Below are 14,523 nucleotides of genomic sequence, written 5' to 3' on the forward strand. Positions count from 1 at the left end.
CTCCTAGTCTAGCTTAGCCAAAGCAGTTTTAGCAGCTTCTTGCTCAGCTGCCTTTTTATTATGACCTTCGCCTTGCGACAGCACTTGATCATTAACTTGTAATTGTACCAAGAAATGTGATGGCAACTGCGATTCTTCTAATACTTGATACTCAATCTTCACCGGACCATCTTGCTGCAATAATTCTTGCAAATCAGTTTTATAATCACGTGAGGCACTAAATTGACCAGCATCAATCAGTGGATAAACGGTCGCTTGTAAAAAACGCTCGACCGCTTCTAAACCTTGATCTAAAAACACAGCTCCGTTAAAAGCTTCAAAGACATCTTCTAATAATGTTTTACGCGAGCGTGCTCCCGCCTTTTCTTCACCATTGCCTAATTGAATTTCACTAGAAAAATCAAACTTCTCTGCAAATTCTGAAAAGCCTTCAGTATCAACGATATTGGACCGCATTCGGGTTAATTCACCTTCATTTAAATTAGTAAAATGACGATATAAATAATCCGAAATAGTAAACTCGAGCACCGCATCACCTAAAAATTCTAACTTTTCATAATTACGCAAATGCTGATGAGGATGCTCATTGACATATGAGGAATGCGTGAATGCTTCCTCTAATAACTTAGGATTGTTAAATTCAATCCCATACTTAGTCTTTAATTGTGTCGTGAATTTAGTACTAACCATTAATCTGCCTCCTTACTCTGTCTTGATTATACCAGTTTTTTAGTTATAAAATGAAAAATTACAGTCGGTATTTTTGCCTAGCAAAAAAACTTGAGAACTTAATCCCAAGTTTTTTTAAGATCAACTATTTAGCATAACCAACTTGATACCATAATTGGTGTCCGTTGTTATTCTTTGATGGCTTAGTTGAGTAGCCGGTAATCTTATCATTAACTGCATCAACTTGATAAGAGTTATCAATCGGAATTACAAAGGCTTCATCATTCATGTACTTTTGCCATTCATGGAATTTTTGAACCCGATATTTATGATCAAAGGCTTTTTGTGAATCCATTTCTGCCAATAATTTGTTGTTCTTTGGCGTAACAAAACGCTCATAGTTGGACATCGTACCTTCGCTGTACATCTGGACTTGTGAAGGTTCACTTGATAATGTCCAACCAGCATCAAACATATCGATATTTGGATCGTCATGTTGAACTTTATCATAGAATGAATTGAGTTCTGTTAAACGATCACCAACCAACTTAACATTTAAGCCAATCTTCTTCCATTGCTGAATGTAATTTTGAGTAATCGATTCTTTAGTCGCACCCTTATTAGCATCAGTCTTAGACAAGTAGTTAATTACTAACGGCTTACCATTAGGTTGTGTGCGCCACTTGCCCTTCTTTTTATAGCCTGCTTTATCAAGAATTTCATTGGCCTTTTTAAGGTTGTAAGTGTAACCCTTAACGTCCTTGTTATGATAATCGCCAAATTCTTTTGGAATTAAAGTTGGAATTTGGAAACTCAAGCCATCAGTATAGCGCTTGTCAACTGCCTGAGTATTCATCGCATAACCAATTGCTTGCCGCAGTGGCTTGGTCATCTTCGGGTTCTTGTCCATAACGTTCTTAGATTGCTTGCTATCCCATTTACCAACTTTAAATCCAAGATAGTAATATGCTAGTGGGACTTCAGCAACAAAGTTAACACCCTTAGTATCTTTAACTTGTTTCCATTGTGAATTAATAACTCGAGTAACATCAAACTTCTTGTTTTTGATAGCTTGTGAAGCAGAATTTGGTGAAACCACTTGATAAATAATCTTATCTAATTTTGGTTTACCACGCCAATAATACTTGTTTGGTACCCAAGTAACAGATTGACCACGAACGAGCTTATCTAACTTATATGGACCAAAATACAGTGGCTTCTTTCTAACCTGATCAGAAGATTGCAGCTTCTTAAATGGGATATCTTTGAGATAGTGATATGGCGCTGCCATTTCCCAAATATAGCCATTACCACTGTTGGTCATGCCTGGTTTAAGCTCTGAACAATGCAATACAGCTACTCGACCATTCTCACCATCAGGCATTTCAATTCCTGAAATGGTCTTTGCCTTGCCTTCATGATATTCCTTCATACCATTGATAATATTAAATTGACTGGAATATCTTTGCGACTTAGTTTCCTTATTGGCAATAATCTCATAAGCATATTCCACATCTTTAGCAGTTACCTGCTTACCGTCAGACCACTTAACACCTTTTTTGATAGTAATGGTAGCTGTCTTAGCTTTGCGGTCAAGCTTTAATGTGGCTGGACCTTTGTCATTAATCTTGTAGTTATCATCAGTGTCAAACAAAGATTCTTGACCAGGACCAGCAATATCGCTGTCCACTTGACTCATTTGCAGTTCTTCATTAAAGATTCCCGTAAATGGCGTATCAGTTTCTTCAGCAACTTTTAAAGTTCCACCTTGCTTGGCCGTCTTAACTGGTGAAGCACTTGGAAATTTAGTACTTGGCTTAGTATCCTTGGTATTGTTGCTCTTACCACAGGCTACTAAAGTTAAAGCAGCAGCAGAAACAAGTCCTACTGAACTTAAAAATTTTCCTTTTTTCATAATTGGGTTTCTCCTCCTAGGTAATAAAGCGCGTGATTTTTGAAACAAGTTAGTAAACTAATAATAGCATATTATAAACGATATAGAAAATACTTTATTGCTAATAATAACCTAATTTAAATATATCATTGGGCAAAAAATAAAAAGCATTTAGCAGCAAAAAACTTGAGAACTAAGTCTCAAGTTTTGATAATTAACTATTTTTTAAAACCAACTTTGTACCATAATTGGTGACCATTGTTATTTTGTGATGGCTTAAGTGAGTAATTTGTCAATTTATTATTCACAGAATATACTTTATAAGCATTATCTTCAGGGATGACGAATGCTTCATCATTCATGTACTTTTGCCACTCATGGAATTTTTGTGTCCGATATTTATCATCAAACGCCTTTTCAGAATCAATTTCTGAAAGTAGCTTGTTATTCTTATCAGTAACAAAGCGGCTATAATTCATCGGTGTTGATTCACCATATAGACTATTTGGTGATGGCTCACTCGCTAATGACCAGCCAGCTTCAAACATATCTACACCTGGATCATCATTATGTAGTTTATCAAGAAACGAATTAAACTCAGACAACCGACCACCAACTAATTTGACATTTAAACCAATCTTATGCCATTGTTGAAGATAATTTTGTTCAATTGATTCATTAACAGAGCTTCCTTGTCTAGCCAGATAATTAATAACTAATGGTTTACCATTAGGTTGTCTACGCCATTTACCTTTTTTCTTATAACCTGCCTTATCAAGAATTTCATTGGCTTTCTTAATGTTATAAGTATAACCCTTGGCGTCCTTATTATGATAGTTGCCAAATTGTTCTGGAATCAAGGTAGGCACTCTAAAGCTTAGGCCATGCGTATAACGTTTATCAGCCTGCTCAACGTTCATTGCGTAACCAATTGCTTGTCTTAATGCCTTATCATTCATCTTGGCATTCTTATTCATGACATTTTTGCCTTTTTTGGCATCCCATTTTCCAACTTTAAAACCGATAAAGTTATATTGAAGAGGTACTTTGGCGATAAAGTTAACATGCTTTGTATCCTTAACTTGTTCCCATTGTGAATTAATAACTTCAGTGACATCAAACTTGTTATCTTTTATTGCCTGTGAAGTCGAATTAGATGAAAGAACTGAAATAACAATTTTATCCAGCTTCGGTGTACCACGCCAGTAATACTTATTAGGTATCCAAGTTGCAGATTGACCACGAACCAATTTATCCAATTTGAATGGACCAAAGTACAGAGGCTTCTTCCTGATCTGATCTGAGGACATAAGTTTTTCAAATGGCACATTCTTTAAATAATGATATGGAGCTGCACTTTCCCAGAAATAGCCATTACCAGAGTTATACATACCAGGCTTCATTTGTTTAAAGTGTAATATAACTTTACGACCATTCTCACCATCTGGCATTTCAATACCAGAAATTTTATCAGATTTATTATTATGGTATTCTTTCATACCAATAATATTTTCAAATTGGCTACTATAACGTTGAGATTTTGACTTTTTATTAGCGATAATTTCATACGAGTATTCCACGTCCTTAGCAGTGACTTGTTTGCCATCAGACCACTTAACACCCTTTTTAACATTAATAGTAGCTGTCTTAGCCTTACGATCAAGTTTTAAAGTAGCTGGACCTTCATCATTAATTTTATAATTATCATCAGTTTCAAATAATGATTCCTCACCTGGCTCTGCAACCTGACTATCAGGTACTGTAGTTGATAATTCATCAGAGAAGATACCAGTAAATGGCGAATCGCTTCTTAAGGCAAGCTTTACAGTTCCACCCTGTTTTACCGCTTTTTTAGGTGTTTCCTCAGGAAACTTGCTCGCACTTTTTGCGTTGTCTGTATTATCGTTGTTGTTATCACTTTTACCACAAGCAGCTAAAGTCAAAACGGCGGCAGTAATGATTCCTAATGAACCGAATAATTTTGTTTTACCCATTGCTTTTACTCCTATCCATAAAATACGTATTACTATCTTTGAAACAAGCTATAGTTAAATAGTATCATACAAAATTAATTTTTTAAATAATATAATCACCTATTGTATAATATACAAACTTATGTCAAATTAAAAAGGCTTTATCTCGCGATAAAACCTTTAAATTTAATTTTCTCGTTGTCTAGCGTCGCCTGCCCGTTGCAGTGCTCGACCAACATAATTAATACTCAATGAAATAGCCAACAGCAAAATAGTTGCTGGTAACCATAACCATGGCCGGTTAACCACATTAACTGGGTCGTTGGCAAAACCGATTAAGGTACCAAGCGACGGTGTCGTCGGCGGTAAGCCGTAGCCGATAAAGGACAAGGTTGTCTCAATACCGATATTTGACGCAATGTTTAACACTACATCAATAATAATCATCGAGGTAATATTAGGCAGCACTTCACGGAACATGATTTTTAAGTCTGATGACCCCGACGTCTTAGACGCCAGCACATAGTCCCGCTCTCGCTGCGACAGAATAAACGCCCGATAATATCGCACTTCACTAGTCCAGCCAAATAGCGAAATAATCATCACTAATGTTGCTGGCGTATAGTTAGGAATAACTGAAACCAGAACAATTTCAATCGGCAATACTGGTAGCACTTGCACAAAGTCCACGATTCGCATGATAATCATGTCGACAGTACCACCGTAGTAACCAGCAACTAGCCCAATGACTAAACCAACAACTAAACAAATGACGGTTACAGCTAGCCCAATAGAAATTGAATTACGACCACCCATGATGAGTAGCTTCAAAATATCACGACCACCATCATCGGTACCAAGCAAGTGACCATTTTCACCCCAGCCATAATAGGCATCCATGATATTAATTTCAGTAACTTGCTCACGATTCAAAAACATTGAGCCCACAAAGGTAATCAATAAGAGCAAAATAATTAACAAGACAGCAGTTCGAGCTACCTTATCACGCCAAATCTCGTGCACGACTACTCTAAAACCCGAAGGACGAGAAGAAACTTTTACTTCTTCATCAGCAGTATTTTCTTTTTTATTAGACAATTTCTTCCCCTCCTCTATTTAACTCTAATTCGTGGATCAACAATACTCATGATAATATCTGATAGCAAGTTACCTAATAAAGTTAAAATACCAAAGATCAAAATCAAAGCTGTTAAAGTCGTGTAATCACGTTGACCAATTGAATCTAGGAATAGTTTACCCATTCCTGGATAACTGAAGACCGATTCAACCACCATGGAACCACTAAGCAATCCGGTAATTGTCGTTCCAAATGACGACGCAATTGGCAATAATGAGTTACGCAAGATATGTTTATTGAAGACAACACTTTCTGGAACGCCCTTACTATGAGCGGTTCGGACATAATCTTCAACTTTATTATCGACAATCCCCGTTCTTAGATACTGAACAATACCTGTTGTTGAAATTAGCGCCATTAAGATTGCCGGCAATAACATGTGATAGAACTGACTGCCAATGGTGCCCCAAAAGCCTGATGCATTGGCAGCAACAGAACCAGAGATTGGGAACCAGCCTAAAGTAAAACCAAATAACCAAATTGCCAAAATATAGAAGACAAATGGTGGGATGGCTAAAGTCAAATAGTTAAAAATTTGTACAGTTTGATCTTGCCATTCATCCTGGTGACGGCCAGCAGTAATACCCATTGGAATAGCAATTATGTAAGTTAAGATAGTAGTCAATAGAGATAACCAGAAAGTATTAACAGCACGATCGGCAATTAATGAAACAACTGGCACGTGTTGAATATAGCTAGTCCCTAAATCGCCATGGAACAGGTTATTAACCCAGCGACCGTACTGAACAGGTATAGGATCATATAGCCCAGCTGCACGCTTCAGCGCCTCTAATTGTTTAGGGTCAGTATTAGGGTTAATTTGTCCAGTAAATGGATCACCTGGCATCATTTTAGCCAAAACAAAGACTAAAAAACTCAAGATAATAATTTGCGGAATCATAACCAAAAAACGTCTAAGAATTGTTTTCCACATTTTTAGTCACTCTCCTTTGCTTGATTTACTTGTTCTGGCGGCAGCGCAACATAGTGCTTACCTGAAACTAATTGCAGCGGATAAACGCGACCATCCTGGTCATACCACTTACTTTGATCATTACGAAACTCTTGTTCAACGCGATTACGCTCTTTTTTATGTACTTCTCGTTCTTCAACATTCACCTTGGGGATTGCTGACAAGAGCCTTTTAGTATAAATATGCATTGGGTGATTATAAATATCTTCCCTTGTACCAATTTCGACTAAACGACCACGGTGCATAATGGCTAAGTTTTCAGACATATGCTTAACCACACCTAAATCATGTGAAATGAACAGATAAGCAATATTATATTGCTGCTGAATATGCTTCATAAAGTTTAGAACCTGTGCTTGAACTGATAAGTCTAACGCACTAGTCGGTTCATCAGCCACAATCAACTTAGGATTAGTTGCAACAGCACGCGCAACCCCAATTCTTTGTCTTTGACCACCTGAAAACTCATGAGGATATTTGTAAATTGCATCACTTGGCATCCCAACAATATCAAGTAGTTCTTGTACTCGATCGCGTTCTTGGTCAGTGGTTAAATTTTCAAAATTGCGGATTGGCTCCGCAATAATATCTTCAATTCGCTTACGCGGATTCATACTGGACATCGAATCCTGGAAAATCATTTGGACGTCCTTATTGTAATTAAGTCGTCTTCTATTCTTGGACTTAGTAATATCAACGCCCTTGTAAATAATTTCACCACTAGTTACAGGTTCAACACCTACGATAGCTTTACCTGTAGTTGATTTACCAGAACCAGACTCACCAATTAAGCCGTAAGTTTCACCCTCGTTGATCGTAATGCTGACATCGTCAACTGCGCGCACAGCACCAGTTACCCGATTCCAAAAACCAGACCTAATTGGGTAATGAACCTTCAGATTCTTAATTTGAATTATTTCTTTCGTCATAAATTCTACTCCCCACTTGCTACTGCATCTTGGTCTTGAAAGTGGAACGTCTTCCAGCAAGTACATCTTACCCAATGACCAGGTTCGACTTCGTGCATGACTGGATCTTTTTCGTGACTACTTTCAGGAATCCACGGAATTCTAGATGCAAACCGATCACCTTCACGCGGCATCTTTTGCAATGATGGCACAGTCCCTTGAATTACGTGCAAATCTTCGTCTTCATCATCAGACTGCGGCATGGAATTGAGCAGAGAACGCGTATATGGATGCAGCGGATTTGCAAAAATAGTCTTAACATCAGCCTTTTCAACTACTTGTCCTGCATACATAACTGCAACTTCGTCAGCTGTTTCAGCTACTACGCCTAAATCGTGAGTAATTAAAATAATTCCAGAGTGTGTTTGCTGCTGAATATCTTCTAATAGGTCTAAAATCTGAGCTTGAATCGTAACGTCTAAGGCAGTAGTTGGCTCATCTGCAATAATAATTTCTGGTTTACATGCAATTGCCATCGCAATAACGACCCGCTGCCGCAATCCACCGGATAATTCATGAGGATACATCGCAAACATTTCTTCTGGTTGCGGCATTCCAACTTGATTAAATAATTCAATTACACGACTGTGACGCTCTTTTTCATTCATATCTGTATGATAATAGAGTGTTTCAGCAACTTGATCACCAACTCGCATTAATGGGTTTAAACTTGCAAGAGGATCTTGGAAGATCATACCAATCTTATTACCGCGAATTTTATCAAACAAAGACTCATTCAAGCCTACCAAGTTCAATTCATTATATAAAATATCACCGGTTACTTTTGTATTTTTATGGTCGTACAAGCCAATAATGCTTGCAGCAATTGTACTCTTACCACAGCCAGATTCACCTACAATTGATAAAATCTCATCACGCTTCAGAGTAATATTGATATCATCTGCGGCATCATAAAACTTACCTTGTAAACGATATGCAGTATGCATATGCTGGATATCTAGTAAGAGATCACTTTGTTTTTCCAAAGTTCATTTCCCCTCTCAAATTTTCCAATAATTCATTAAAGATATTTAATAAATTTATTTAAATTATAATTATAAACATCTATTAGGCTCCATGCAAACCTTAAAATGATTTTTTGGCAAAATTACTGTTGGTGTGCGGTAACATAACTGACTGCATCACCAACGGTTTTAATCTTTTCAGCATCCTCATCTGGAATTTCAGCACCAAATTCATCTTCTAATTGCAAAATAAATTCTACCAAGTCAATTGAATCAGCATCCAAATCGCTGGTAAAGTTAGTTTCATTGGTAATCTTGCTTGCATCAACTTCAAAATTATCTGCTAAGATATCCCTAATTTTTGTAAAAATTTCTGTTTCACTCATTGTATATTTCTCCTCTATTTATTTTTTTGTTGCAAATTCTGCTTTAAAATCATCAATAATCTTTTCTGATAAAATCTTATCAACTTGTTTAAGCGTGTAATAGATTGCCCGCTGATCAGAGCGGCCATGCGTTTTCACAATTGGCGCATTAACTCCCAATAATACAGCACCGCCATATTTAGAAGTATCAAATTTTGAAATTAAACCTTTGAGCGCCTTCTTGATTAGCAGAGCACCTAATTTAGTAAACAAACCATTATTTAGCAAACTATCTTTAAGCATATGGATTAAAACACTGGAAGTACCTTCAATATTCTTTAAAATTGCATTCCCAGTAAAGCCGTCTGTGGCAACCACATCGGCTTTTCCCTCCAGCAATTCATTACCCTCGATATTGCCAATAAAATTCAAATCACTATCTAGCAGCAATTGATAAGCTTGTTGGTGAACATCATCACCCTTATCACTTTCAGCACCGTTATTAAGTAAGGCAACTCGCGGATTTGACACACCCCGAATTTTTTCAGCATAGTAGACTGCCATTTGTGCCCAATTAAGAATATACTCAGGTTTACTCTTGGCATTAGCCCCAACATCAATCATATTGAAGCCATCATCTGAGTTTTTAACTGGCAACGTCGGCATTAGGCCTGGGCGAGCTACCCCCTTAATGCGACCAATAATAAAAATTCCGCAAGACAACAATGCCCCGGTATTACCTAGTGACAACAATGCATCAGCCTTACCCGCTTTAACATATTGAGCTGCAACCACCAAGGATGAATCCTTCTTATTGCGAATCGCTTTAACTGGTTCATCTTCGTCATTGATAACCTCAGTAGTCCCTACTACTTCTACTCGCTCCGTATCCGAATCTAGCAACCGCTTGATTTTAGTTTCATCACCAAACAAAATAAAGTTGGTTTGCGTTAATTCTGTTTTGACTTGCAAAACCGCCTTAACGATTGCTTCTGGTGCATTTTCGCCGCCCATGGCATCGATCGCAATTGTTCTCATTTTAATTATCCAATTCCTCCTAAGTCCTGCCTTGTTGCAACTTTTTATATTCTAACACTTCTTTTAAAACTTGATGATCATTTCGTGTAAGAGTCGGGTCTTGGGCAATTAAATTCTGTGCAACCTTTTGAGCAACTACCAGAGTTTCATAATCATTAACCACATTACCAACTTGAAATTCTGGCAATCCTGATTGCGCCTTGCCAAATAGATCGCCCTCGCCACGCAGTTTAAGATCTTCCTTAGCCAATTTAAAACCATCAGTTGTGTCTGCAACAACTTTCATCCGACTTTTACCAGCCTGCGTTTTCGGATCAGCAACAAAGACACAATAACTTTGCGTTGTACCACGTCCAATTCGTCCGCGCAATTGATGCAGTTGACTTAGACCAAAGCGATCCGCATCATAGATCACCATCATATTAGCATTAGCTACATCAACTCCGACTTCAATGACACTAGTTGCCACTAAAATATCAATCTCACCAGCTGCAAAGGACGTCATTATCTCATCTTTTTTAATACCTGGCATTTGCCCATGCAGTAATACAACTTTTTGCTGCGGAAAATCATGACTAAGTTTAGTCAAGAGTTCTTCAGCATTTTTTAAATCAATTGCCTCGGATTCTGAAATTAACGGAGTAACTGCATAAATCTGAAATCCTTGATCAAGCTGATGCTGCATTAGCTGATAGACCTCATCTAACTGGCTACTTGTTTTCCAAGCTGATTTAATTTGCTTGCGCCCAGCAGGCAAATGACGAATTTCAGAAACAGTCGTCTGACCATAAACCGTTAGCGCTAGTGTCCGCGGAATCGGCGTGGCTGTCATCGTCAAAACGTCAGGATGATTCCCTTTATTAATTAAAGCCTGCCGCTGATTTACGCCAAAGCGATGTTGCTCATCAATAATCACTAAGCCCAGCTGCTTAAAAATCACTTTATCCTGAATTAGCGCATGTGTGCCAATCACCACATTAATTGTACCATCCGTTAATTCTTGGTAAATTTCTCGACGCTCTAAAGTTTTGGTTGTTCCGGTAAGCAAAGCAACTCTTACCCCGAGTGGCCGCAACAATTCATCAATTTTTCTAAAGTGCTGAGTAGCCAAGATTTCAGTTGGTACCATTAACGCAACTTGAAAACCAGCTGTAATTGCCGCAAAAATCGCATAGACTGCTACAACAGTTTTACCTGAACCAACATCACCCTGCAAAAGCCGCTGCATTTGCTTATCAGAATGCAAATCAGCAAAAATTTCATTGATCACCTGTTTTTGATCTTTCGACAATTCAAATGGCAATGAAGCAGTTAATTTAGCCACCTGAGCCAAATCATACTTTTTTGCACTACCTTGCTTTTGCTGGTTTCCATGTGTTAGCTGAGCCAGCTCTGTTTGAAAAATAAAAAATTCCCGAAAAGTAGCACTGCGCTTAGCCTGTTTTACTTCATGTCCATTTTTGGGATGGTGCATCTTCGAAATGATTTCTTGCTCAGGCAGTAAACGATACTTTTGCCGAACTTCAACTGGTACAATATCTTCCACTTGCTCCAAAAAATCCGTTAAAGCCAAATTAATCAGATCAACTAACTTTTTTTGTTTAATATGCTGATTAACCGGATAAATTGGCGCCATCCCACTATCATTTTCTTTAGCAGCGACAAATTTAAAGGCCGATAGACTCTGTTTGGCTGCATTATACTTGCCATATATCGCAACTTCTTGAGCAACTTCTACCTTATCTTTAAGCCATGGCTGATTAAAAAAATTGACCATGACAACATCATGGTCAATTCTTAATTTAAAACTGAGCCGACTCTTTTTGTAGCCAAAACGACTAACAAAAGGTGCAGTTGCAACAATTCCTTTAAGCATTACTTTTTGACCATCCATGATCTGATCAAGCGGCATCGTCTGCAATTCATCATAGCGAAAAGGGAAATAAAATAATAAATCATAAATACTATAAATTCCTAGATTACCCAAAGCTGCAGCTGTCTTAGTACCAACACCCTTTAAATCAGTCACAGGAGCAAATAATGTTGTATTCATTAGCTATTCAACGGAAACCAAGAAATCGTAAACTGGTTGGCCGCCATCATGAACTTCGAATTCGAAATCAGCATACTGCTGTTTAAGAGCAGCTATTACTTGTTCTGCCTGCTTCTGATTAGCGTCTCGACCATAAATAATGGTAATGATTTCCGAATCCTCATCTACCATCTTTTCAACCATTTTAACAGTTGCTGGAATTAACTCAGATTCTGCAACTTGAATATCACCATCAACAATTCCAAGGTAATCGTTTTGATGAATTTCAACCTCGTTGATAACTGTATCCCGGTTAGCTTTAGTTACTTCCCCCGAAACAACCATCTCAAGCTCAGCAGTCATGTTTTCAACATTTTCATCTAAAGAAGCATCTGCATCAAAAGATAACATTGCCGTCAAGCCTTGTGAAATTGTCTTAGATGGAACAATACCAACAGGAATATCGCTAACCTCAGCCGCCTGCTTAGCCGCCATCACAATATTACCGTTATTAGGCAGAACGATTGCTTTTTGTGCGCCAGACTTCTTAATTGCATCGATAATGTCCTGAGTCGATGGGTTCATCGTTTGCCCACCAGAAATGATACGATTGACGCCTTCACTTTCAAAGAGTTTCCGAACACCATTACCTGAAGCAACCGCAATTACAGCAAAATCAACATCTGCTTGCTTATGCTCACTATCATTGACAATTGTTTCATGCTGAATTCGCATATTGTCAATCTTGATTTTACCTAATTGTCCAAACTGGCTACCATAAGCGAAAACTTGACCTGGATACTCTGTATGAACATGAACTTTAGCAACTTCATTATCAGAAACCGCCAAAAGCGAATCACCAAGCTCTGATAAATGGCTGCGAAATTCTTCTAAATCAAATGGCTTTTTATTAGGAACATCGGCAGTTAAATCAACCATAATTTCTGTACAATAACCATTAGCAATATCTTGCGTAGCTAACTGAGATTGCACTGATTGGTGATGCATGGCATTGATCATTTCATCCATTTCACCTTTATCAGGTTGATATTTATCAGCAAAATTCTCGCCAAGCAGCCCTTCTAAGAAGCCCTCATATATAAAGAGCAAGCCCTGACCACCTGAGTCAACGACGCCAACTTGTTTAAGAACAGGCAATAAATCTGGCGTTGTCTTTAAAGATTCTTTGGCACCATTAACAATGGCAGCCATTACTTCTTCAACATCATCAGTTTCATTAGCCTTGTTAGCACCTTCTTGGGCAGCAACTCTAGCAACTGTCAGGATTGTTCCTTCAACAGGTTTCATCACTGCCTTATAAGCGGTAGCCACTCCATTAGAAAAAGCATTAGCTAGCTCTTGTGCGTTCAAAGTCTGCATACCTTGGGTAGCTTTATAAATTCCACGGAAAAGTTGCGAGGAGATAACACCACTATTGCCGCGAGCGCCCATTAACATGCCCTTAGCCAAACTTTCAGTTAAATCACCAACACTTGCACTAGTATTCTGGGCAACAGCTTTAGCACCACTTTCAATAGTTAAATTCATGTTAGTCCCTGTATCACCGTCTGGAACCGGAAAAACATTCAATGAATCAACGAATTCAGCGTTTTGACTCATTCTATGAGTCGCTACCCGCACCATATCTCGAAATTTTTTGCTATCTATTTCCTTTAAAACCAATATTCTTAACCTCCGACTTGATTATTCATCAAGTACTTTAACACTCTGAACAATCACATTAACAGCCTTGGTATCAATCCCCAGCTGATTCTTCAAGTTGAATTTAACGCTGTCTTGAACATTACGACTAACTTCAGAAATCTTCAAGCCATAACCTACGACAATATAGACATCAACTGTAATTTCATTATCTTCTGATTGGACAACAACACCACGCCGATAATTTGCTCGATTAAGAATACCGTCGAAACCATCGCGAATGGCATTTTTTGAGGCCATGCCAACTACACCATAATTTGAAGTAGCTGCACTACCCACGACGGTTGCAATTACACCGTTTGAAATATCAATCAAACCTGTTTTTGTTTTGATTTTAACAGCCATTGTTTATCCTCCATCTCATTAATTTTGATATATAAATCTATTTTATCATAGTAATCGCCGATAAACTTAAAAATCCTTTGATGTAAAAAAATACTTTTGCGGTTGCAATGCCTTTTGAGTTATGCTATCTTAGATTAGTATGAAAACACAATAAAGGAGGTTTAGCAAATGGCAAAAGATTATATTACAGGTAAGAAGACTGCTTTTGGTAACACCCGTTCTCACTCATTGAATTCAAGTCGGCGTACTTGGAAGCCAAACCTTCAAAAAGTTCGTATTCTTGTTGACGGTAAGCCAAAGCGTGTATGGGTTTCAACTAAAACTTTGAAATCTGGTAAAGTTACCCGCGCATAATTAAAAAAGCTAACAGTATTTTCTGTTAGCTTTTTTGTTAATAATAGTTTAACTAAAAAGCTGATGAAGTAACATACTCTTCATCAG

The 14,523-nt window shown here is 37.9% G+C and carries 13 protein-coding genes; 1 reads left to right on the forward strand and 12 read right to left on the reverse strand.

What is annotated here, in order from left to right:
• Positions 1 to 3: 3 nt before the first annotated feature.
• The 12 genes from rnc to OZX59_RS02705 all read right to left on the reverse strand — a co-directional run bounded on the left by rnc (position 4) and on the right by OZX59_RS02705 (position 14,082).
• Positions 4 to 690, reverse strand: a complete 687-nt coding sequence (gene rnc / locus OZX59_RS02650; RefSeq protein WP_277126596.1) for a ribonuclease III — start codon at positions 688 to 690, stop codon at positions 4 to 6.
• 124 nt (positions 691 to 814) lie between these two features.
• Entirely contained in the window at positions 815 to 2,584 is a 1,770-nt protein-coding gene (locus OZX59_RS02655) for an oligopeptide ABC transporter substrate-binding protein (RefSeq protein ID WP_277126597.1), read from the reverse strand.
• A gap of 197 nt (positions 2,585 to 2,781) precedes the next feature.
• The gene (locus OZX59_RS02660; RefSeq protein WP_277126598.1) at positions 2,782 to 4,557 is read right to left on the reverse strand and encodes an oligopeptide ABC transporter substrate-binding protein; all 1,776 of its coding nucleotides are present in this window, start codon (positions 4,555 to 4,557) and stop codon (positions 2,782 to 2,784) included.
• A 165-nt stretch (positions 4,558 to 4,722) separates the two neighbouring features.
• The gene (locus OZX59_RS02665) at positions 4,723 to 5,634 is read right to left on the reverse strand and encodes an ABC transporter permease (RefSeq protein WP_277126599.1); all 912 of its coding nucleotides are present in this window, start codon (positions 5,632 to 5,634) and stop codon (positions 4,723 to 4,725) included.
• A 14-nt stretch (positions 5,635 to 5,648) separates the two neighbouring features.
• Positions 5,649 to 6,608 carry an oligopeptide ABC transporter permease gene (gene opp4B, locus OZX59_RS02670; protein WP_277126600.1) on the reverse strand — a complete coding sequence of 320 codons (960 nt, stop codon included), beginning with the start codon at positions 6,606 to 6,608 and terminating at the stop codon, positions 5,649 to 5,651.
• Between the two features lie 2 nt (positions 6,609 to 6,610).
• Entirely contained in the window at positions 6,611 to 7,576 is a 966-nt protein-coding gene (locus tag OZX59_RS02675) for an ATP-binding cassette domain-containing protein (RefSeq protein WP_277126601.1), read from the reverse strand.
• Between the two features lie 5 nt (positions 7,577 to 7,581).
• Positions 7,582 to 8,601, reverse strand: coding sequence for an ABC transporter ATP-binding protein (locus OZX59_RS02680; RefSeq protein ID WP_277126602.1), 1,020 nt, complete (start codon positions 8,599 to 8,601; stop codon positions 7,582 to 7,584).
• A 122-nt stretch (positions 8,602 to 8,723) separates the two neighbouring features.
• Positions 8,724 to 8,966 (reverse strand): acyl carrier protein, encoded by a 243-nt coding sequence (gene acpP, locus OZX59_RS02685; RefSeq protein ID WP_277126603.1) that lies wholly within the window; start codon positions 8,964 to 8,966, stop codon positions 8,724 to 8,726.
• Between the two features lie 18 nt (positions 8,967 to 8,984).
• Positions 8,985 to 9,983 carry a phosphate acyltransferase PlsX gene (plsX, locus tag OZX59_RS02690; RefSeq protein WP_277126604.1) on the reverse strand — a complete coding sequence of 333 codons (999 nt, stop codon included), beginning with the start codon at positions 9,981 to 9,983 and terminating at the stop codon, positions 8,985 to 8,987.
• Between the two features lie 19 nt (positions 9,984 to 10,002).
• Positions 10,003 to 12,036: an ATP-dependent DNA helicase RecG gene (recG, locus tag OZX59_RS02695; RefSeq protein WP_277126605.1), complete on the reverse strand. Its 2,034-nt coding sequence runs from the start codon at positions 12,034 to 12,036 to the stop codon at positions 10,003 to 10,005.
• A 3-nt stretch (positions 12,037 to 12,039) separates the two neighbouring features.
• On the reverse strand, positions 12,040 to 13,698 hold the full coding sequence (locus OZX59_RS02700) for a DAK2 domain-containing protein (RefSeq protein WP_277126606.1): 1,659 nt from the start codon (positions 13,696 to 13,698) through the stop codon (positions 12,040 to 12,042).
• Between the two features lie 21 nt (positions 13,699 to 13,719).
• Entirely contained in the window at positions 13,720 to 14,082 is a 363-nt protein-coding gene (locus OZX59_RS02705) for an Asp23/Gls24 family envelope stress response protein (protein WP_277126607.1), read from the reverse strand.
• A gap of 168 nt (positions 14,083 to 14,250) precedes the next feature.
• Here OZX59_RS02705 and rpmB point away from each other — a divergent pair, with 168 nt between their 5' ends.
• Positions 14,251 to 14,436: a 50S ribosomal protein L28 gene (gene rpmB, locus OZX59_RS02710; RefSeq protein ID WP_277126608.1), complete on the forward strand. Its 186-nt coding sequence runs from the start codon at positions 14,251 to 14,253 to the stop codon at positions 14,434 to 14,436.
• Positions 14,437 to 14,523: the final 87 nt, after the last annotated feature.

This window comes from Lactobacillus sp. ESL0681 (assembly GCF_029392835.1).
Lineage (GTDB): Bacteria > Bacillota > Bacilli > Lactobacillales > Lactobacillaceae > Lactobacillus.

What these genes read in the sequence shown, in the direction of transcription:
- rnc (WP_277126596.1), bottom strand. Translation starts at nt 690, where the DNA reads ATGGTTAGTACTAAATTCACGACACAATTAAAGACTAAGTATGGGATT.
- OZX59_RS02655 (WP_277126597.1), bottom strand. Translation starts at nt 2,584, where the DNA reads ATGAAAAAAGGAAAATTTTTAAGTTCAGTAGGACTTGTTTCTGCTGCT.
- OZX59_RS02660 (WP_277126598.1), bottom strand. Translation starts at nt 4,557, where the DNA reads ATGGGTAAAACAAAATTATTCGGTTCATTAGGAATCATTACTGCCGCC.
- opp4B (WP_277126600.1), bottom strand. Translation starts at nt 6,608, where the DNA reads ATGTGGAAAACAATTCTTAGACGTTTTTTGGTTATGATTCCGCAAATT.
- OZX59_RS02675 (WP_277126601.1), bottom strand. Translation starts at nt 7,576, where the DNA reads ATGACGAAAGAAATAATTCAAATTAAGAATCTGAAGGTTCATTACCCA.
- acpP (WP_277126603.1), bottom strand. Translation starts at nt 8,966, where the DNA reads ATGAGTGAAACAGAAATTTTTACAAAAATTAGGGATATCTTAGCAGAT.
- plsX (WP_277126604.1), bottom strand. Translation starts at nt 9,983, where the DNA reads ATGAGAACAATTGCGATCGATGCCATGGGCGGCGAAAATGCACCAGAA.
- recG (WP_277126605.1), bottom strand. Translation starts at nt 12,036, where the DNA reads ATGAATACAACATTATTTGCTCCTGTGACTGATTTAAAGGGTGTTGGT.
- OZX59_RS02705 (WP_277126607.1), bottom strand. Translation starts at nt 14,082, where the DNA reads ATGGCTGTTAAAATCAAAACAAAAACAGGTTTGATTGATATTTCAAAC.
- rpmB (WP_277126608.1), top strand. Translation starts at nt 14,251, where the DNA reads ATGGCAAAAGATTATATTACAGGTAAGAAGACTGCTTTTGGTAACACC.